The organism is Chelatococcus sp. HY11, from assembly GCF_018398335.1.
Taxonomy (GTDB): Bacteria; Pseudomonadota; Alphaproteobacteria; order Rhizobiales; family Beijerinckiaceae; genus Chelatococcus.
This window is the reverse complement of the sequence record NZ_JAHBRX010000001.1, coordinates 2286361-2304517: the sequence shown is the minus strand read 5'-3', so window position 1 is coordinate 2304517 and position 18157 is coordinate 2286361. Positions and strand designations below refer to the sequence as shown.

Genomic DNA, 18157 nt, shown 5'->3' with positions numbered 1-18157 from the left:
GGTTCCGTGGCTTTCCCCGGATGACGATGGGGCTTGCGGCAGCGCGTTCATGTCGGCAAGCCGCGTGACAATGCTGGCGCGTCTGTGCGGGCCTGCGCGGGCGCCAGCGCATCGACGAGATGGCGCCACTCCGCGATGCCGCGCGCTTCGCTGAAGCGCTCGTCATACGCGCGGCGCGCATTGATGCCCCACTCCCGCCTGCGTTCGGGCGATTGCGCGAGGTCGAGCACGGCGCGCTCGAGCCCATCGACGTCTCCGATGGCGACCGATGCGCCGCAGTCCGCATTCGCAAGAACGCGGGCGATCTCGCCGTCGGTATCCCCGACGAACAGCGTGGGCCTGCCTGCCGCCGCTATGCCGTAGAACTTGCTCGGCACGATATAGGGCTCCATCGATGGCAGCAGGGTGACGAGATGGACGTCGGGCAGGCCAAGGCATTCGGTCAGCCGCTCGCGAGGCTGGAGGGGCTTGAACAGGACGTTGGTCAGGCCGCGCCGCGCCACCTCGGCCTCGACGGCGGCACGCCGAAAGCCGCCACCGACGAACAGGAACACGATGTCGTCCCGTGTCTTGAGTCGTTCGGCGGTGGCCAGCACCGTGTCGAATTCATGCGCGCGGCCGAGATTGCCGGAATAGCCGACGACGCATTTTCCCGTCAGGCCCCATTCGCGTCTGAGCGATCCTTCTCCGGGTGTGATCGGCTGGATTGCCTCGCCATCGGACCAATGGTGGATGATGGCGAGGCTCGATACAGGTATGCCGCGATCGGCGAGATGCATCGCCATCCGCTCGATCGGCACCACATTGCGGTGGGCCGTCTTCAGTGAAAGATCCCGCAGCCATAACGCGACGCGGGTCGCGAGCCCTTCGCGGCCGAGCACCCCGAGGTCCATGGCTATTTCGGGGAAGAGATCGAGGATCCAGTTGACCATGATCCCGCCCTTCAGGCGCACGGCCGCCATGGCGGTAACGGACAGCATCGGCGGGTCCGTGCAGATGATGGCGATATCGCCGCGCTTCACATGTCTGAGGAGGGCGGCAAAGACGCTGACGTGGAAGGTGGCATAATCCAGCATACGGCCGACCAGCCTGTCGCGGCCAAAACGCGTGGTGGCGAGACGGTGGATCCGTACGCGGCCGATCCCTCCCTCCGCTTCCAATGTCTGGCTCACGTCGTTGTGGACGCGCTGGCTCGCCAACACATGCACGCTATCGGTTGCCGCCGCCGCGGACCGTTCGGCAAGGCCCTGGGCGAGGCTGGTCGCGATGCGGCTGGTCGCCGACTCGTCGGGGAAGAAATAGCGGTTGGCCAGGATGATCTGCATCGCGATACCTCCACGCTCCGCGGTTTTTCTCGCCGGGACGCGGATGAGCGCGCGGCCGGGTACCGCTGATTGTCCTCGCCCGCGAGGGGTGCCGGCAAGGCGTGCAAAAGAGGTACAGCCTCACCGCGCTACCACTGCCGTCTACGCCTCACGGGTGACAGTTCAGCCTCATAGTCACCGTCGTCTGTAACGCTTTTCCTCGGGGCCGGATCCGCCGCTTTCGGAGGCTCCATCACGGCCACGTTCGGCCTAGCTTGTGACGTTGGGCGCCGCGGGAAAGCCGGCGCGGATGGGAGACGGGCTGATGGCTATCGTCAATGTCGAACTGGGGGAGGGGGTGACGATATTCCAGCCGGATCTCGTCAATCTCTATGGTTGCCGTATCGGAGCCGGGACGCGGATCGGCCCTTTTGTAGAGATCCAGAAGGGCAGTGTCATCGGATCGCGCTGCAAGATTTCGTCTCATTCCTTCATCTGTGAAGGTGTGACGATCGAAGACGAAGTCATGATTGCCCACGGTGTCATGTTCACCAACGGCATCTATCCCCGCGCGACGACTGAGGCCGGCGTCCTGCAAACCGACGATGACTGGGAGCTCGTGCGAACGCTGGTGCGCCGACGCGCCTCCATTGGCTCCAATGCGACAATCGTCTGCGGCATCACGATCGGCGAGGGGGCTCTCGTCGGCGCCGGCGCGGTGGTGACGCGCGATGTGCCCGATCACACGATCGTTGTCGGGGTTCCCGCGCGCGTGATCGGCGATGCCCGGGAGAAGGAGAGGGGCGGCGGCGATGTCCGTCCCCACACTATTCACGCTCCACGTGTCGCCGGGAGGCACGCATGAAGGGTCATGATCCGCGCGCCACACGGCGGGCGCAGGGCGGCAGCATCGGCATCGGGGTTATCGGCTATGGTTACTGGGGGCCGAATATCGCGCGCTGCATCGCGGCGACCGATGGCTGTCACGTCGCCGCCATTGGCGACGCCTCCAGCGACGCTCTCGCCCGTGCTGGCCGCATGTACCCCGGCGCAAATCTCTGGAAGAACTGGCATGATGTCATCGCCGATCCGGCCGTTGACGCGGTCGCGGTCGTGACCCCCGTCCGCCAGCACTACGAGATGGCGCTTACCGCGCTGCGGGCCGGCAAACATGTGCTGGTCGAAAAGCCGATGACCGAGACCTCGGCGCAGGGGGCGGCACTCATCGAGGAAGCCGACCGGCGCAATCTCACTCTGATGGTCGATCACACCTTCGTCTATACAGGCGCTGTCCAGAAAATACGTGATCTTGTCGTACAAGGCATCGTTGGCGATGTTTATTACTATGACTCGACCCGTATAAATCTCGGTCTTTTCCAGAGAGACGTCAATGTGATCTGGGATCTTGCCGTCCATGACCTCTCTATCATCAATTTCTTGCTTGATGACGTGCCCGTGGCCATCTCGGCCTGCGGCGCCGACCATCTGCACGGCAATCGCGAGAACATGGCGCATATCGTGCTCTATTTCTCGCGCGGCACCATCGCCCATCTGAACGTCAACTGGCTCGCTCCGGTCAAGGTGCGGCGCACGCTGATCGGCGGCAGCCAGCGCATGATCGTCTATGACGATCTGGAGCCGAGCGAGAAGGTGAAAGTCTATGATCGCGGCGTCGATATCAGCGCCGAGCAACAGCGGGTCTACGACGCGCGCGTGTCCTACCGGATCGGCGACATGTGGGCCCCGCAGACCTCGGTGAAGGAGGCGCTCGTCACCGAGATCGAGCATTTCGTCGATTGCGTCGCCAACAATCGCGTCCCGCTCACAAGCGGCGCGGTCGGGCTCAATATCGTCTCCTATCTCGAATACGCGAGCCAGTCCCTCAATCAGCGCGGGCATCCGGTCGATCTCGTGCCGCTGAGGAGGGTGTCATGATCCCACTCCTCGATCTGAAGGCGCAATACGCGACGATTGCCGCCGAGCTCGAAAGCGCCGCCGTCGCGGTCCTGCGGAGCGGCGGCTATGTGCTCGGCCCCACCGTCGAGGCTTTCGAGCGCAATTTCGCTGCCTTTTGCGGAGTCCCCGAGGCCGTCGGTGTCAGCAGTGGTACGGCGGCGCTCCATCTCGCGCTGGAAGCGGCCGGCGTGGGGGCGGGGGATGAGGTGATCACGACGCCCTTCACGTTCGTGGCGACTGTCGCCGCGATCCAATACTGCGGCGCGCGGCCCGTGCTTGTCGATGTCGATCCGGATAGCCTGACGCTCGATCCCGCGCGGATCGAGGTGGCGATCACGCCTCGCACGCGCGCCATCATGCCCGTTCATCTCCATGGGCGGCTCGCGGATATGGAAGCCATTGTCGCCATTGCCCGGCGCCACGGCCTTGTCGTCATCGAGGATGCGGCGCAGGCCCACGGCGCGGAAAGGGATGGCCGCCGCGCCGGAGCTTTCGGCGATATCGGCTGCTTCAGCTTCTATCCCGGCAAGAATCTCGGGGCCTGCGGCGAAGGCGGCGCCGTCGTCACCAATCGCCCTGATCTCGCGAATGCCGTGCGTTGCCTGCGCGACTGGGGGCAGGCGGGCAAGTACAACCACATCCGCAAGGGCTACAACCTGCGCCTCGATGCGATTCAGGCCGCGTTGCTCGACGTGAAGCTCCGCCACCTTCCGCGTTGGACGGAGGAACGCCGCCGTGTCGCAGATGCCTATCGGCTGGGGCTCGCGGGGGTCGCTGCCGGGGAGATCGTGCTGCCCGCGCGGGCGGGCCTCGATCATGTCCACCATGTATTCGCGATCCGCTCGCCGGCGCGTGATGGGCAGGCGGCTTCCCTCCAGCGACAGGGCGTGGCGACAGGCATCCATTATCCCTGTCCCGTCCATCTGCAGCCTGCCTACGCCGACCTCGGCTATCGCGAAGGGGATTTTCCCATCGCCGAGGCCGTGGCGCGCGAGACGCTTTCACTGCCGATCTATCCGGAACTCACGCCTGAGCAGATTGATCATGTCATCTCGGCGGTCGGCCGTGCCTGTGCCGTATCACGGCGGCCCGCGTTTGAGGACCGCAGACGCGGTGCCGAAAGGCGTGACGACGCGCGTCCCGGTGTCGCCGCCGCATTTGTCCCACCCGGCCTTCCGGATTGCGATCCGGCCATCGATGAGGTTCGCGATGCACGACGTTCCGCATGACACGCCAAACGGCACGACCCAGTGCCTGTCCGAGGCCTGTAAGGTCCTTGCCGGCCACCGCATGCTCGTCACCGGTGGTGCCGGCTTTGTTGGCTCTCATATCGTCGATGGACTTCTGAAGGTCGGTTGCAGCGAGGTCGTCGTCATCGACAACATGATCCGGGGGCGCCCCGAGAATCTGGCCTCGGCGCTCGCGTCCGGCCGCGTGCGTCTGATCGAGGGCGATATTCGCGACCGCGCGCTGATGGCGAGCCTTCTGTCCGGTGTGGACACCGTCTTTCACCAGGCCGCGCTGCGCATCACCCATTGTGCGGCTGAACCCCGGCTCGCGATGGAGGTGATGGTCGATGCGACCTTCGATCTTCTCGACCGCTGCCGGCAGATGGGCACGCGCAAGATCGTCATGGCATCCTCCGCATCGGTCTATGGTCTGGCTGAGAGTTTCCCGACGACCGAGCGGCAGCACCCCTACGGCAACCGCACGCTTTACGGCGCAGCCAAGGCCTTCGGCGAAGGAATGCTCCGTTCCTACCATGACATGTACGGCCTCGACTATGTCGCCCTGCGCTATTTTAACGTCTATGGGCCGCGCATGGATATCCATGGCCGCTACACGGAAGTGCTGATCCGCTGGATGGAGCGGTTGGCGGCTGGCGAGCCGCCGGTCATCTTCGGCTCCGGCCTGCAGACGATGGACATGGTGCATGTCCGTGACGTCGCCCGCGCCAATCTTCTGGCGGCGGCCTCGGATGCGACGGACGTGGCCTTGAATGTCGGGACGGGCAAGGAGACGTCCCTTCTCGAGCTCGCGGGGGTCCTGGCGGCGGTCATGCGCCAATCCGACCTCACCGCGGTCCATGAGGCGGAGCGCGCGGTCAACCCCGTACCGCGCCGGCTGGCCGACACGACAGCGGCACGCCAGGCGATAGGCTTCTCCGCTCACGTTCCCCTGGCGCAAGGCATGCGCGAGCTGGTGAACTGGTGGCAGGAGCAGCCGGAGTGCGTGTCACTCGCCGCCGCGCGGGCCCATGTAGCCATGTCCGCCATGCCGGCGTGGAGGGCGGAGATCGTATCATGATCCCACTCGTCATCCCTATGGTGGGGCCCGCGGAGGCGGAAGCAGCGGCTGAGGTCGTGCTGTCGGGGTGGCTTACGCAGGGGCCTGAAGTCGCGGCTTTCGAGGCCGAATTCGCGGCGCTCGTCGATGCGCCGCACGCCTGCGCGGTCTCCAACTGCACGGTCGCGCTGCATCTGGCGCTTATGGCGCTCGGCGTCGGGGAGGGGGATGAGGTCGTCACCGTCAGCCACACCTTCATCGCCTCCGCCAACGCTATCAGGCAATGCGGTGCGATACCGGTTTTCGTGGATATTCTACCCGAAACCTTCACGATGGATCCCGGCGCGGTGGCCGGGGCCATCACGCCGCGCACGCGCGCCATCCTCTGCGTGCACCAGATGGGCATGCCCTGCGATCTCGCCGCGCTTCTCCCGATCGCCCGCGCCTATGGGCTGCCGCTGATCGAGGACGCGGCCTGTGCCATCGGCTCGGAGATCGAGCTTGGCGGCCGTTGGCAGCCGATCGGCGCGCCCCACGGTGATATTGCCTGCTTCTCGCTCCACCCGCGCAAGGTGCTGACGGTGGGCGACGGGGGTGTCATCACGACGCGCAATCCGGAATGGGACCGGCTGTTCAGGCTGTGGCGCCAGCATGGCATGAGCATTCCGGATGCGGCGCGCCACCAGAGCGCGCGGGTGGTCGTCGAGGACTATCCGACGATCGGCTTCAACTACCGCCTGACCGACGTGCAGGCCGCGATCGGCCGTCAGCAGTTGAAGCGCCTGCCCTGGATCATCCAGCGGAGGCGGGAGCTGGCGGAAACTTATCGCGCGCTTCTCCAGGACATTCCTGGGTTGCGGCCGCCAGCCGAGCCGCGCTGGGCGCGTTCCAACTGGCAGAGCTACTGCGTCAGGCTGCCGGCTCGCGCCAAACAGCGTGACGTCATGCAGGCGATGCTCGACCGCCAGATCGCCACGCGTCGCGGCATCATGTGCATCCATATGGAGCCTGCCTACGCAAACCTGCCACAACGCCTGCCCCTGCCAGCGTCCGAGCAGGCACGCGATGAATGCGTGTTGCTGCCGCTGTTTCCGCAGATGACGGTGGATATGCAGGAAGAGGTCGTAGCCTCGCTTCGGGAGGTTTTGTCATGAACAGCATTCATTCCCCGATATCCGCCGCCGTGAGCGACGTCCCGATGCTGGGGGACACGATGTTGCCTCCGCATCTCGCCACGCCTCCGGCCAAGTTCGGGGTCAAGTCCGAGGCCGAGTTCCTCCCAACGCGGCTCGTTGCGCTCATGCAGCAATCGATCGCAGCGACGGGGCTCGACCTGACGGGCCTCTCCGTCCTCACGGAGGCGGCGACGGGCGCCTACGCGGTGACGCCGGTGATCGCGGCCATGGCCGGGGCGCGTGAGGTGCATGCGGTGGCCCGTCCGAGCCGCCACGGCCCGGTCAGCGTCGCGCACGCGACCGTTGAAGCGCTCGCTCAGGCAGCTGGCGTTTCGGGACGGATCTCGCTGCTCGACCAGGTGCCGGAGGAGCGGCTCGAGGGCATCGACATCGTGACGAACAGCGGGCACCTCCGGCCTCTTGGCGTAAACCTCATTGAGCGGTTGCCGCCTGAAGCGGTGATCGCGCTGATGTTCGAGGCCTGGGAATTCCGTCCGGACGATATGGCGCTCGATGCCTGCCGGTCGCGGGGGATCCCCGTCGTCGGTGTCAACGAGCGCCATCCGGCCATCGACGTCTTCGCCTTTCTGGGACCGCTCGCGGCCGCGCTGCTGCGCGACACGGGCGTGACGCTGGCGGGAAGCCGGGTCGCCGTCGTCTGCGATAATCCTTTCGGGCTCTACATCCTGCAGGGGCTGGCCGATGCCGAAAGCTTCGCGTGGCTGTTTCCGGACGTGAGCGACATGTTCGCCGCTGATTGGGATGCCGTCGTCGTCGCGCTACGGCCATCTGCCTCGATGCGGCTTGATGAGCATGATGCGCGCCGCCTCGCGGAGTTCGCGCCGGAAGCCTGCATTGCCCAGTTCTGGGGTGATATCGACCGGGCCGCCTTTTGTGACGCGGGGTTCACGGTCTGGCCGCGCCAGGCGCCCCGACCCGGGCATATGGGCATCCTCCTCAGCGCGCTCGGGCCGGAACCCATCGTACGGCTTCAGACAGGCGGCCTGCGCGCTGCCGAGTGGGTCAGGCGCGGGGGTGGCGCCGTGCCGGGCGGCTTCGCGCAAATAGTGTGACGAGGTGGCGTATCCGCGAAAAGACAGCCATCTTCACAAGAACATCAAATTTCAAGACAATTGTTTCACCTGTCCGGGGCGGGCCAAGCAAGCTGCCGCCTTACCGGACCGGTTTTTTATTGTAACAATTCGATTTTGAGCGTTCGGATACTCTGTCACCATCGATGATGGCGCAATTGCATTTTATCGGTCTGCTCGTGCTGTCGATCAGCCGCGCGAATACAATCGCCCGGTCGCGCAATGCGATAGGGAGCATTTCCACTTTCCCCGCGCACCTATCTGGATTATTGACGTCGCTCTGTGGAAACGCGCACATCCCGCAAGACGCTTTTTCGTCTTTCGTGATCAAACTGGGGTTGGTGCCGGGCAACCGGGGCGGCGCAAATGCGACTATAATACAAATTTATTATGTGATTTTTTATTTTTATGTTATAGTTTATGTAAATTATCAAAGCCTTCTCCTCCGCCATGGGCGAGATGGTTTTCGCTGCGATGGGAGCGGGGATCTGGTGGATTGTCGCCTGCTTCCTCAGTCCGTCCGCAGTGTCTGAAGGAGGGGCGCGCGCCATGGCTGAGGGGCGCGGCTTGGTAGACGGTGTCCGGTCTCGGGAAGGCGGCCTGTTCGCGGCACCTCGGGATCGGGTGAAGGATGATTGAGAACGGGCAATGGAATGCCTATCTCACGCAGTGTGGCATGACGGGATGCGACGGAGACGATGAGCAATTTCTTTGAGGAAGAGGTTCTTTCGGTTCAGCATTGGACACCGACGCTGTTCAGCTTCACGACGACGCGGGACTCCGGTTTCCGCTTCCTCAATGGCCAGTTCGTGATGATCGGCCTGCCGGTCAACGGCAAGCCGCTGCTGCGCGCCTATTCCATCGCCAGCGCCAATTACGAGGAAAGTCTCGAGTTCTATTCCATCAAGGTGCCGGATGGCCCGCTCACCTCGCGGCTCCAGCATCTGAAGCCGGGTGATCGCATCATCGTCGGCCGTAAGCCGACAGGCACGCTGGTTCAGGACAATCTCCTGCCTGGCCGCAATCTCTACCTGCTGGCTACCGGCACGGGCCTGGCGCCCTTCCTCAGCGTCATCAAGGATCCGGAGAGCTACCAGCGTTTCGAGCGCGTCGTGCTCGTGCATGGTTGCCGGTATGTGACGGAGCTCGCGTTCCAGGATCGCATCCTGAATGAACTGCCGGGCGATGAATTCGTCGGCGAGGACGTGACGGCGAAGCTGCTCTACTATCCCACAGTGACCCGTGAGCCGTTCCGCAACCAGGGGCGCATCACGGCGTTGCTTGAGGCCGGCAAGCTCGAGGCGGATCTCGGTCTCGCCCCCCTCGACGCGGAGCATGACCGCGTCATGATCTGCGGCAGCCCCGAGATGCTGGCGGATCTCAAGCGGTTTCTCGACGGCCGGGGATTCATCGAGGGCAATCACGGCGAGCCCGGGCAATATGTCATCGAGAAGGCCTTCGCCCAGAAGTAGGCGGGCGGCGCGCCTCGCCCATGGGTGCGCTGGGTGAAAGATGAGACGCAGGCGATGATGGCCATCGTTAGTCCATGAGCCGGATTGTCCGCGAGATCCGACAGGGTTCCTTTACGGACTTCGCTTATTCCTTATGCCTGTAACGCATGCTCCCAGCGGGACCTCCAATAAGGAAGCCTCGATGGGTGCGTGATCGCGGCTTATGCTTCGGGCCGGTAGTCGGCTGTTTGGCGCGTTCCATTCCGCGGACCGGTTGCGAGGCGACTTCTTTCACCCCGGTGTGTAAGGAGGATGCGTACAGTGAACGGGCGAATGATCGCGGACAAAGGGCCATCTGGCGTTCGGGCCTGGGGCCAACGGCGCTTCCCACTGATCGGGGGAGGGCGGCCATGACCATCCAGCAGCCTGTCCGATCCCAGCCTGTCCAATCCCTTGTGCGTTCGATGCCGGCACAGGTCACGGTGACGCCGTCGCGGCGCATCACGGTGCTGGGCGCGGGCCACATCGGTACGACCATCGCGACGATGCTCTCGGGGGCGGGGCATACTGTGATGATCGCCGACGCCAGCGAAGCGCAGCTCGCGCTGGTGCGTGGCAAGAGATTGAAGCGCGCCTGCATCGACGCAGCCGACAGGGGTGCTCTGCTGCGGCATCTGAAAGATCAGGACATCGTCGTCAGCGCCTTGCCCTACACCCTCAACAGGGGCATCGCCCAGGCGGCCGTTGAGACGGACACGCATTACTTCGACCTCACCGAAGATGTCGCGACCACCGCGTTCATCCGCACGCTCGCGTCCTCGGCGCCTGTCGCCCTGATGCCGCAATGCGGCCTAGCGCCAGGTTTCATCTGCGTGCTGGGCGCGGAAATGGCCCGGCGTTTCGAGCGCCCGCACAGTCTGAGCATGCGTGTCGGCGCCCTGCCGCGCTACCCTACCAACGCCTTGCGTTACAACGTAACCTGGTCGATCGATGGCCTTATCAACGAGTATTGCAACCCGTGCGAGATCATTCATGCGGGGCAGATCACACGCGTCCCGGCGCTTGACGGCCTGGAGAACGTCTTGATCGATGGAGTCGCCTACGAAGCGTTCAATACATCCGGCGGCCTCGGCACCCTGACGGAGACGCTGGCAGGCCAGGTCGACGATATGTCGTACAAGACGCTACGCTACCCCGGCCATGCGGAAATCATGAAGCTGCTGCTGCAGGGGCTGGCGCTCGCCGAGGATCGGCCGACGCTGCGCCGTATCCTCGAACGTGCCGCGCCCTTCACGCCCAATGACGTGGTGATCATCTTCGTGACCGGGATCGGTGAGCGCCGGGGCCGGATGGAGGAGGACAGCATCATCCTCCGCTATGAGAGCACGGCCGAGTTCGGCGCCATCCAGCTCACCACAGCCGCCGGTTGTGTCGCCATGATCGAGTTGTTCCTGACCGGCCGGCTGCCGGCGCGCGGGTTCCTGAAGCAGGAGGACGCGCGCCTGGAGGATTTCCTTGGCACCTCGGCCGGGCAACTCCTGGTGCGCCATGCGCGCGGATCGGATCCGAATTGATCCATTCGCTGCGCGGGAGCTGACCGTTTGGGGCGATCCAATCGGATTGCCGTCATCAGCACGCTTCAGAGCATTTTCGAGCGAAGAGGAAACCGGTTCGCATGAAGAAAATGCGTAAAAACAAAACCTAGAGTATTTTCGGTGAACTGGAGTTCGCCGGAGATGCTCTAGGACGTGCTGGGCGCAGGGGCATCGGGCTCCTCGACCGGCGGCGCGGCGCTCGCGGCGTTATAGCCCAGCCACAAGGCCAATGCCCAGAATGGCAGGACATACAAGGCCACGCGCGTATCGTCGTCGAGAGCGAGGAAAATCGACACGAGACCCAGAAAGGCGAGCACGGCCCAGTTCACATAGGGAGCGCCGGGCATACGGAAGGCAACGCCCTGCACACGCCCCTCCGCGACCGCCTGGCGCCAGCGCAGATGCGTCCACATGATCATGCCCCATGTCCAGATGCCGCCGATGGTGCTGATGCTGGTGATCCATACGAAGACGCGGCCCGGCACGAGATAATTGAGCAGGACGCCGATCAGCATGATGGCGGCGGAGAAGGTGATGGCCGCCGCCGGTACATGCTTGGCGCTCAGCCGTCCGAACGCCGCCGGCGCCTGGCCGTTCTGGGCGAGCGCGTGCAGCATGCGACCCGTGGAAAACAAGCCGCTGTTGCAGGACGAGGCAGCCGAGCTGATGATGACGAGGTAGACGATCGTTGTGGCCGATGGAATGCCGCTCCTCGCGAAGACCTCGACGAAGGGGCTTTGATCCGGCGCGAATTCCGTCCAGGGGATCAGGGCCATGATGATCGCGAGCGACCCTATGTAGAAGAACAGGATCCGCCATATGACGCTGTTCACCGCGCGCGGCAACGTGCGCTGAGGCTCGGCCGCCTCTCCCGAGGTCACACCAATGATCTCGATGCCCTGAAACGCGAAGACGACCAGCTGCAGGGTGACGGCAAAGCCCAGCATGTCCAGGGGGAAGAAGCCTCCGTCCGCCCAGAGATTGGTGAGCCGTGCCTGCTGCGCCAGGGGCCCGACACCGAAGAAGAGCGCCGCGATGCCGATGCCGATCAACGCCAGGATCGTGACGATCTTGATGATCGCGAACCAGAACTCGAATTCGCCGAATGTCCGCACGGTGAGGCGGTTAGTGGCATAGAGCACGGTCAGGGTGATGAGCGCGGGTAGCCATTGCGGCACGTCCGGATACCAGTAGCGCACGAACAAGGCGATGGCGGTGATCTCCGCCATGCCCATCGTCACCCAGACGAACCAATAGGACCAGCCCGTGACGAAGCCGGCCCAGCGACCGACAAATTCGTTGGCATGGGTTGCGAAGGCGCCGGAGACCGGCCGGTACATGATGAGCTCGCCGAGCGCGCGCATGATGAAGTAGATTGCGCAACCCGCGACGGCATAGGCCGCGAGCAGGCCGGGGCCGTTCTTTGCGATGGCGCGTCCGGAGCCGAGGAAGAGGCCGACGCCGATGACGCCTCCCAGGGAGATAAGCTTGATATGGCGTGGCTTGAGGCCACGCGTATAGGCTGGCTCGCCGTTCCGCGCTCCACTCATCAGTCGTCTCCCGCTATGGATAGGGTGCGAGCCCCCTCGATAGGTGAAGCCACCGATGGCGGATAGGTAAACGGTCGTGTCTCTTATGTAGATGGTATGGCAAATGATGCGTGCGCGGGAGCGGGAATTCTTTTCACGTTAGGAGTAGTATTGGGTGGCCACACGCGAAATATGATGAAACGGCGAATGAATGCGGTTTATTTCAATATTCAGTATTCTTTCCGGGTAACAGAAGCAAGTCTCTGTTACCCGGATGTCTATCTGGATACCGGCAGGGCGTTACTTGGCGTTGGCACCCTTCAGCACGGGTGTCCACCGCGCCACTTCGCTGACGACGAGATCCTGGAGCGCTTGCGGTGACCGGCCGGGCTTGTCGGCGATGACGCCGCCGAGGTCGAGCAGACGCTTGCGGGTATTTTCGTCATCCAGCGCCACGACGAGCGCGTTGTTCAGCTTCGCGATAACGTCCTCAGGCGTGCCCTTCGGCGCGAAAATCGCGTTCCAGGCGCTCACCTGATATTCTGGCAGGCCGGCTTCCTTGGTGGTTGGGACGTCCGGCAGAGACGGCGAGCGGTCGGGCGTGGCCACGGCATAGGCCTTGATCGTGCCGGCCTGGATCTGCGGCACCAGGTTCACGATCTGGTCGCACATGAAATCGACCTGACCGGAGACGAGGTCGTTCAGCGCCGGGCCCGTGCCGCCGTAAGGCACCAGCGTCGGCTTGATGCCGAGCTGCGCGTCGAGCAGCGTGCAGGTGCTGTGCGACACCGAGCCAACGCCGGCGTGGGCCTGATTGACCTTGTCGGCATTGGCCTTCACATAGGCCACGAACTCCTTGAGGTCCTTGGCGGGGAAGTCCTTCTTCGCGACGATGAGGATCGGCGTTCCCGCCGCGAGGCCAACGGGTGCGAAATCCTTGGCCGGATCATACTTCAGGTTGGGATAGAGCGCGGGCGCGGCGCCGTGGGTGCCCATATGGCCCATGACCAGGGTATAGCCGTCAGGCGCGGCCTGGGCGGCGCGCGTGCTGCCCGTGGTGCCACCGGCGCCGGCCACGTTTTCCACGATGATCTGCTGGCCCAGCGTCTTCGACATGTTCTCGGCAACAATACGCGCGATCACATCCGTCGGGCCTCCCGCCGCGAAGGGAACGATCATGGTGATGGGCCGATCGGGATAAGCCGCGGCGGCGCTTACCAGTGACAGGCCAAGGCCTGCGGCAACGGTTGCGGCGGCCGCGAGGCCCGTCACAAGGCGCCTCGAAATGGTCTTGTTCATTGAATGATCCTCCCAATTCATGCAATTCATTCAAACAGATATCCGGCGAGCTACTCGGTGAAGACCTCGTCCCGGCTTTTACGGATGGACGGTAGAACCGCCACGACGAGCAGCCCCACCGCGATCAGAAGAAGGACCGCGCTGACCGGGCGCTCCACGAAGGTCATCAGGTCGCCGCGGGAAATGATGAGCGCCCGCCGCAGGTTTTCCTCCATCAGCTTGCCAAGGACATAACCGAGCAGCAGCGGCGCTGGTTCAAAACCCAGCTTGAGAATGCCGTAGCCGATGATGGCGAAGACAGCGGTGAAGACCACGTCGGCTGGCGAATTGTTGATCGAATAGACGCCGATGCTCGAGAAGATCAGGATCGCCGGAAACATCAGGCGGTAGGGCACCTTGAGCAGTTTTACCCACAGGCCGATCAGGGGCAGGTTGATGATGAGCAGCATCAGGTTGCCGATCCACATCGACGCGATCATGCCCCAGAACATGTTCGGGTTGCGGGTCATCACCTGCGGGCCGGGCACGATGCCGTGAATAGTCATGGCGCCCACCATCAGCGCCATGACGGCATTGGGCGGAATGCCGAGGGTGAGCAGTGGGATGAACGACGTCTGCGCGCCGGCGTTGTTCGCGGATTCCGGCCCCGCCACGCCCTCGATGGCGCCGCGGCCGAAGCGCCGTGGTTCCTTCGCGATTTTCTTTTCCAGCGAGTACGAGGCGAAGGGCCCGAGCACCGCGCCGTTGCCGGGCAAGATCCCAAGGGTGCCGCCGATGACGGTGCCGCGCAGGATCGACGGCGCCGACTGCCTGAGTTCCGCCAGCGACGGCAGCAGCCGGCCGATCGCCTTGCGGACGACGTCGCGATGTTCGGTCACTTCCAGATTGCGCAACACCTCGGCGAAGCCGAAGATACCCATGGCCAGAATGGCGAAGTCGATACCGTCCGCGAGCGGGCCGTAGCCGAAAGTCATGCGCTCTTCGCCCGTCTCGAGATCCGTGCCGACGGTGGAGAGAAGCAGCCCCCCGAGGATCATGGCGATGGCCTTGAGCACCGAGCCGCGCGCCAGCACCACCGCGAAGACGAGGCCCATCACCATCAGCGAGAAATATTCCGCGGGGCCGAAGAGGAGTGCGAGCTTTGTCAGCGGCACGGCGACGGCCGCGATCACCAGCGTCGCCACCGTGCCCGCGAAGAAGGAGCCGATGGCGGCAATGCCGAGCGCGGTGCCGGCCCGGCCCTGCTTCGCCATTTCATGGCCATCGAGCGTGGTGACGACGGCGGTCGCTTCACCCGGGATGTTGACGAGAATGGCGGTCGTCGAACCGCCGTATTGGGCGCCGTAATAGATGCCCGCCAGCATGATGAGCGCGCCGACCGGATCGATGCCGAAGGTGATCGGCAGCAGCATCGTGATGGTCGCGATCGGCCCGACGCCCGGCAGCACACCGACCAGCGTGCCGATGAGGCAGCCAAGCAGGCACAGCCCGATGTTCTGGAACGTCAGTGCCGTCGAGAATCCAAGCGCGAGATTGGCGATGATGTCCATGGTCGGCGCCCTCAGTAATAAATGACGCCGGGAATGATGAAGACCGGGATCGGCAGGTTGAGCCCGTATTTGAACAGGCCGATCGAGAAGGCCGTCATCGCGATCGCGAAGACGATAAGCTCCTTGATGCGCGTTTCCTCTGAGGCAAAGCCGGAGATGATGGCGAGCAGAGGTCCGGCGACGGCGAGGCCGACGGTTCTCACCGTGGCTGCGAAGGCGAGGAGACCGAGGCACACGAAGAAGGGCCCGCGCAGATTCCAGCGCTCCAGCGCTTCTCCGTCCTTCACGAAGGAAATGGCGACGAGGATGAGGCCGCAAAGCGCAAGAAGGGTTGCGATGGTGCGCGGCAACATGCCTGGCCCCATGGCCCTGAGAGATCCCTGGGTAAGGTCGCTGGAAGCCCAGAATGCGAGGATCGCGATGCCGATCAGGCTTAAGCCAGCTGCAAAATTCTGAGGACCACGGATGAGGTGACGCGCTGTCCCTGCTGCTGGGCGTTCCTCGTGATGAGCCATCTTCCCCCCTGGGTTTGACCGTTTCCCAGTCGTGTTTCTATTTTACACCCATATCGCACACACTATCGGGCTATGCCGGCCAAGTTCAACCGTAATGATAGAGATAACAATTCCTTCTGATCCTATCTAAACGGATTGGAGAATTATGCACTTCGACCTTTGGCTGATGCCGTGGGGCTGCATCCCTCGCATCCGCGCGCTCCTTTCGTCCTTCGCAGCCTGACGGTTGAAAGTGCGGCGCGGCGGGTCATCTTTTAAATAGAGGGCCTGTAGGGCGGGCTACGCGCCGGTGGCTCTGCTATCGCTTCGTTTTTCTTGCTGCCGTCGCGGCCGCGCTGATCGCGCCGCCCTTCACCCCCGCTTGGGCCGTACCTCAAGCAAGTGTGGCTCGGTCGGGATTGTGCGATTTTACATAAGATATTGAATTCGCGGGTCTATTCTTGATTTATGCAGGGGTGCGGCGGAGTGGCTTGCCTTGCGGCGCTTGCCGATGCGAAACGAATAGCCACTGGCGTCATCCCCGGCTTGTGCCGGGGATCCCGACTGGAAAGGCGCCGGCCTCACTTGTCGGGATGGCCGGGACAAGCCTGCCATGACAACGAAAGGCGAAACGGTCCAATCAGACCGGCACCTACCGCCCCAGCCGCCGGAAGCCGACATAACCCTCATCGGCATCATAGAGATAGTCGAAGCCGTTGAGGGCGTGGACGCTCGTGTTCACGAAGGTCGGACGATCCTTCCCACCGACCAGTATGATTCGCGATGGCGCGAGCGGGTCGCTGTCCGTTCCGGCGGTGAAGAGATAGCTGGGCGCTTCATTGGAAGGGCGCGCGCTGAAGCTGACCGTGACCTCGGTCCCCGGCACGAGCGTGCGGCCATGGTCGCCCCGGGTGACAAAGCCAGCTTCCCGGTCCGGAGGCACCGTCAGGTACATCTTGGAAACGCCTGTATCGATCAGGGCCGTGCCGCAGGCGGGCTCGCCGCCGCCGATGCCGATGCATCCCGGAATAGGCGCCCAGTCGCTGCCATCATCTTTCCTGGCGAGCTTCACGAAGCGAAACTCGCCCTCCGTGTTGGTGCGCGTGAGCCCCACATGTACGCCGAGGCGCGTCACCACATAACCGCGCCGAAGGCGGCCGGGTTTGTTGGCGTCGCCCATTTCGGGCAGGTTGAGGAAGGGGTTCTTGTCCGGCGTGCTTTGGCTCTGCCGGTCGCCTTCGCGCGAAAAGCCGACGCCGAGCATGACCACGTGGCGGGGATCATCCGTCGGCTGGCAGTCGCGCGCGTTCTCAAAACAGTCGATCCGGCGCACGGCGAGAACGGGCAGGGGGCGGGTGGTGATGGCATCCCCGCCGACGCCGCTGATCCTCACGGGCGTCATCACCCAATCCCCGCGCATGATGCGTCCGGAACTGGTGTAGGTCAGCTCGCCGGGTGCGGCCACCGGCAGGCTGTCGATATTGGGAATGAGGCTCGCCGCGACCACGATGCCGGTCGAACCCGTATCCATCACGGCCCGATAGTCGGGCCCGCCGAAGGAAAGATGCAGCGTCGGCGAGCGGCGCAGGGGCTCGTCCTCCGCCGGCGCATCGAGAAACCGCAGGAACGTCCCGCGGCCCTCGTCGGTGTAGCGCGGCTCGGCCATCGCCGTCGCGGGCAGCACACACGCCGCGATCAGGGCCGCGAAACTGAGTGGTGACAGACGCATCAGCGTTCGGCCTTGGGCAGGTAATGGGCCAGCGCGTGCGCTAGTTTCGGGGCCGTCAGCGTTTGCAGCCAGACCTTGCCCGGCCCGGTGAGCTGCGCCAGAAACAGCCCGTCACCGCCGAACATCACGTTCTTGACGCCGTGGATGGTCGTCAGCTGGAAATTGACGGTATCCTCGAACATGCCGACATGGCCGGGATGGACCTGCAGGCCCTCGCCCTCCTTGAGATCGTAGATCACCGTCTCGCCACCCAGCTCGACCCAGGCCGTGCAGGTTCCCGAGAGCTTCTGCAGGGTGAAGCCGTCGCCGCCGAAGACCCCGGCGCCGAGTGATTGCTGGAAGCCGATGCCAAGCTCGACGCCGGCCGTGGCGCAGAGGAAGCCGTGGTGGTGGATGAAATAGGAGCGGCCGCCGCCCACCTGCACCTCGTGCAGGCTGCCGGGGATCTGGGCGGTGAAGGCGACAAGCCCCGCGCCTCCTTCCGCCTCGAATTCCGTCATGAACAGGCCGCCGCCCGTCAAGGCCCGTCCCATCGCCCCCCAGAAGCCGCTTGAGCCGGCGGTCGCCGTGGTGGTCGTGAGCTTGACCGGGCCCGCGAGCCAGGAGAGCTGGTCAGGCGCGGCGATGATCTTCTCGCCAGCCTCGAGGTTGACTTGCAGAACGGGAAGCGTCGTGCCGGTAATCGTTGTCTGCATCGC

15 protein-coding genes are annotated in these 18157 nt (G+C 64.0%); 8 read left to right on the top strand and 7 right to left on the bottom strand.

Going from position 1 to position 18157, the window contains the following annotated elements; genetic code table 11:
* Positions 1-47 precede the first annotated feature (47 nt).
* Positions 48-1325, bottom strand: coding sequence for a glycosyltransferase family 4 protein (locus KIO74_RS10530; protein ID WP_213331947.1), 1278 nt, complete (start codon positions 1323-1325; stop codon positions 48-50).
* A 304-nt stretch (positions 1326-1629) separates the two neighbouring features.
* On the opposite strand from KIO74_RS10530, the gene KIO74_RS10525 reads away from it, so the two are divergent.
* The 8 genes from KIO74_RS10525 to KIO74_RS10490 all read left to right on the top strand — a co-directional run bounded on the left by KIO74_RS10525 (position 1630) and on the right by KIO74_RS10490 (position 10837).
* Complete coding sequence (locus KIO74_RS10525) at positions 1630-2169, top strand: acyltransferase (protein WP_213331946.1); 540 nt, start codon at positions 1630-1632, stop codon at positions 2167-2169.
* Positions 2166-3239, top strand: coding sequence for a Gfo/Idh/MocA family protein (locus KIO74_RS10520; RefSeq protein WP_213331945.1), 1074 nt, complete (start codon positions 2166-2168; stop codon positions 3237-3239). Before KIO74_RS10525 ends, KIO74_RS10520 begins: the two co-directional genes overlap by 4 nt.
* Complete coding sequence (locus tag KIO74_RS10515; protein WP_213331944.1) at positions 3236-4489, top strand: DegT/DnrJ/EryC1/StrS family aminotransferase; 1254 nt, start codon at positions 3236-3238, stop codon at positions 4487-4489. The genes KIO74_RS10520 and KIO74_RS10515 overlap by 4 nt, the downstream gene beginning before the upstream one ends.
* Before the next feature lie 61 nt (positions 4490-4550).
* A complete protein-coding gene (locus tag KIO74_RS10510; RefSeq protein ID WP_249731254.1) occupies positions 4551-5567 on the top strand; it encodes an NAD-dependent epimerase/dehydratase family protein in 1017 nt (338 codons plus the stop codon).
* Positions 5564-6700, top strand: coding sequence for a DegT/DnrJ/EryC1/StrS family aminotransferase (locus KIO74_RS10505; protein ID WP_213331942.1), 1137 nt, complete (start codon positions 5564-5566; stop codon positions 6698-6700). Before KIO74_RS10510 ends, KIO74_RS10505 begins: the two co-directional genes overlap by 4 nt.
* Positions 6697-7794 (top strand): hypothetical protein, encoded by a 1098-nt coding sequence (locus KIO74_RS10500; RefSeq protein WP_249730941.1) that lies wholly within the window; start codon positions 6697-6699, stop codon positions 7792-7794. The genes KIO74_RS10505 and KIO74_RS10500 overlap by 4 nt, the downstream gene beginning before the upstream one ends.
* A gap of 716 nt (positions 7795-8510) precedes the next feature.
* Positions 8511-9284 carry a ferredoxin--NADP reductase gene (locus tag KIO74_RS10495; RefSeq protein ID WP_213331941.1) on the top strand — a complete coding sequence of 258 codons (774 nt, stop codon included), beginning with the start codon at positions 8511-8513 and terminating at the stop codon, positions 9282-9284.
* 389 nt (positions 9285-9673) lie between these two features.
* The gene (locus KIO74_RS10490; RefSeq protein ID WP_249730940.1) at positions 9674-10837 is read left to right on the top strand and encodes a saccharopine dehydrogenase family protein; all 1164 of its coding nucleotides are present in this window, start codon (positions 9674-9676) and stop codon (positions 10835-10837) included.
* 167 nt (positions 10838-11004) lie between these two features.
* Here KIO74_RS10490 and KIO74_RS10485 read toward each other — a convergent pair whose 3' ends face one another.
* The 6 genes from KIO74_RS10485 to KIO74_RS10460 form a co-directional block, all read right to left on the bottom strand.
* Complete coding sequence (locus KIO74_RS10485) at positions 11005-12408, bottom strand: amino acid permease (protein WP_213331940.1); 1404 nt, start codon at positions 12406-12408, stop codon at positions 11005-11007.
* A 279-nt stretch (positions 12409-12687) separates the two neighbouring features.
* Positions 12688-13686: a tripartite tricarboxylate transporter substrate binding protein BugD gene (locus KIO74_RS10480; protein WP_213331939.1), complete on the bottom strand. Its 999-nt coding sequence runs from the start codon at positions 13684-13686 to the stop codon at positions 12688-12690.
* A 50-nt stretch (positions 13687-13736) separates the two neighbouring features.
* On the bottom strand, positions 13737-15236 hold the full coding sequence (locus tag KIO74_RS10475; protein ID WP_213331938.1) for a tripartite tricarboxylate transporter permease: 1500 nt from the start codon (positions 15234-15236) through the stop codon (positions 13737-13739).
* Between the two features lie 11 nt (positions 15237-15247).
* Complete coding sequence (locus KIO74_RS10470; RefSeq protein ID WP_213331937.1) at positions 15248-15751, bottom strand: tripartite tricarboxylate transporter TctB family protein; 504 nt, start codon at positions 15749-15751, stop codon at positions 15248-15250.
* Between the two features lie 631 nt (positions 15752-16382).
* A complete protein-coding gene (locus KIO74_RS10465) occupies positions 16383-17459 on the bottom strand; it encodes a hypothetical protein (RefSeq protein ID WP_213331936.1) in 1077 nt (358 codons plus the stop codon).
* Positions 17459-18154, bottom strand: a complete 696-nt coding sequence (locus KIO74_RS10460) for an AIM24 family protein (protein WP_213331935.1) — start codon at positions 18152-18154, stop codon at positions 17459-17461. Before KIO74_RS10460 ends, KIO74_RS10465 begins: the two co-directional genes overlap by 1 nt.
* Positions 18155-18157: the final 3 nt, after the last annotated feature.

Coding starts and splice junctions, on each gene's coding strand:
- KIO74_RS10515 (WP_213331944.1), top strand. CDS start 3,236: ATGATCCCACTCCTCGATCTGAAGGCGCAATACGCGACGATTGCCGCC.
- KIO74_RS10520 (WP_213331945.1), top strand. CDS start 2,166: ATGAAGGGTCATGATCCGCGCGCCACACGGCGGGCGCAGGGCGGCAGC.
- KIO74_RS10485 (WP_213331940.1), bottom strand. CDS start 12,408: ATGAGTGGAGCGCGGAACGGCGAGCCAGCCTATACGCGTGGCCTCAAG.
- KIO74_RS10460 (WP_213331935.1), bottom strand. CDS start 18,154: ATGCAGACAACGATTACCGGCACGACGCTTCCCGTTCTGCAAGTCAAC.
- KIO74_RS10510 (WP_249731254.1), top strand. CDS start 4,551: ATGCTCGTCACCGGTGGTGCCGGCTTTGTTGGCTCTCATATCGTCGAT.
- KIO74_RS10470 (WP_213331937.1), bottom strand. CDS start 15,751: ATGGCTCATCACGAGGAACGCCCAGCAGCAGGGACAGCGCGTCACCTC.
- KIO74_RS10475 (WP_213331938.1), bottom strand. CDS start 15,236: ATGGACATCATCGCCAATCTCGCGCTTGGATTCTCGACGGCACTGACG.
- KIO74_RS10525 (WP_213331946.1), top strand. CDS start 1,630: ATGGCTATCGTCAATGTCGAACTGGGGGAGGGGGTGACGATATTCCAG.
- KIO74_RS10480 (WP_213331939.1), bottom strand. CDS start 13,686: ATGAACAAGACCATTTCGAGGCGCCTTGTGACGGGCCTCGCGGCCGCC.
- KIO74_RS10490 (WP_249730940.1), top strand. CDS start 9,674: ATGACCATCCAGCAGCCTGTCCGATCCCAGCCTGTCCAATCCCTTGTG.
- KIO74_RS10500 (WP_249730941.1), top strand. CDS start 6,697: ATGAACAGCATTCATTCCCCGATATCCGCCGCCGTGAGCGACGTCCCG.
- KIO74_RS10495 (WP_213331941.1), top strand. CDS start 8,511: ATGAGCAATTTCTTTGAGGAAGAGGTTCTTTCGGTTCAGCATTGGACA.
- KIO74_RS10505 (WP_213331942.1), top strand. CDS start 5,564: ATGATCCCACTCGTCATCCCTATGGTGGGGCCCGCGGAGGCGGAAGCA.
- KIO74_RS10465 (WP_213331936.1), bottom strand. CDS start 17,459: ATGCGTCTGTCACCACTCAGTTTCGCGGCCCTGATCGCGGCGTGTGTG.
- KIO74_RS10530 (WP_213331947.1), bottom strand. CDS start 1,325: ATGCAGATCATCCTGGCCAACCGCTATTTCTTCCCCGACGAGTCGGCG.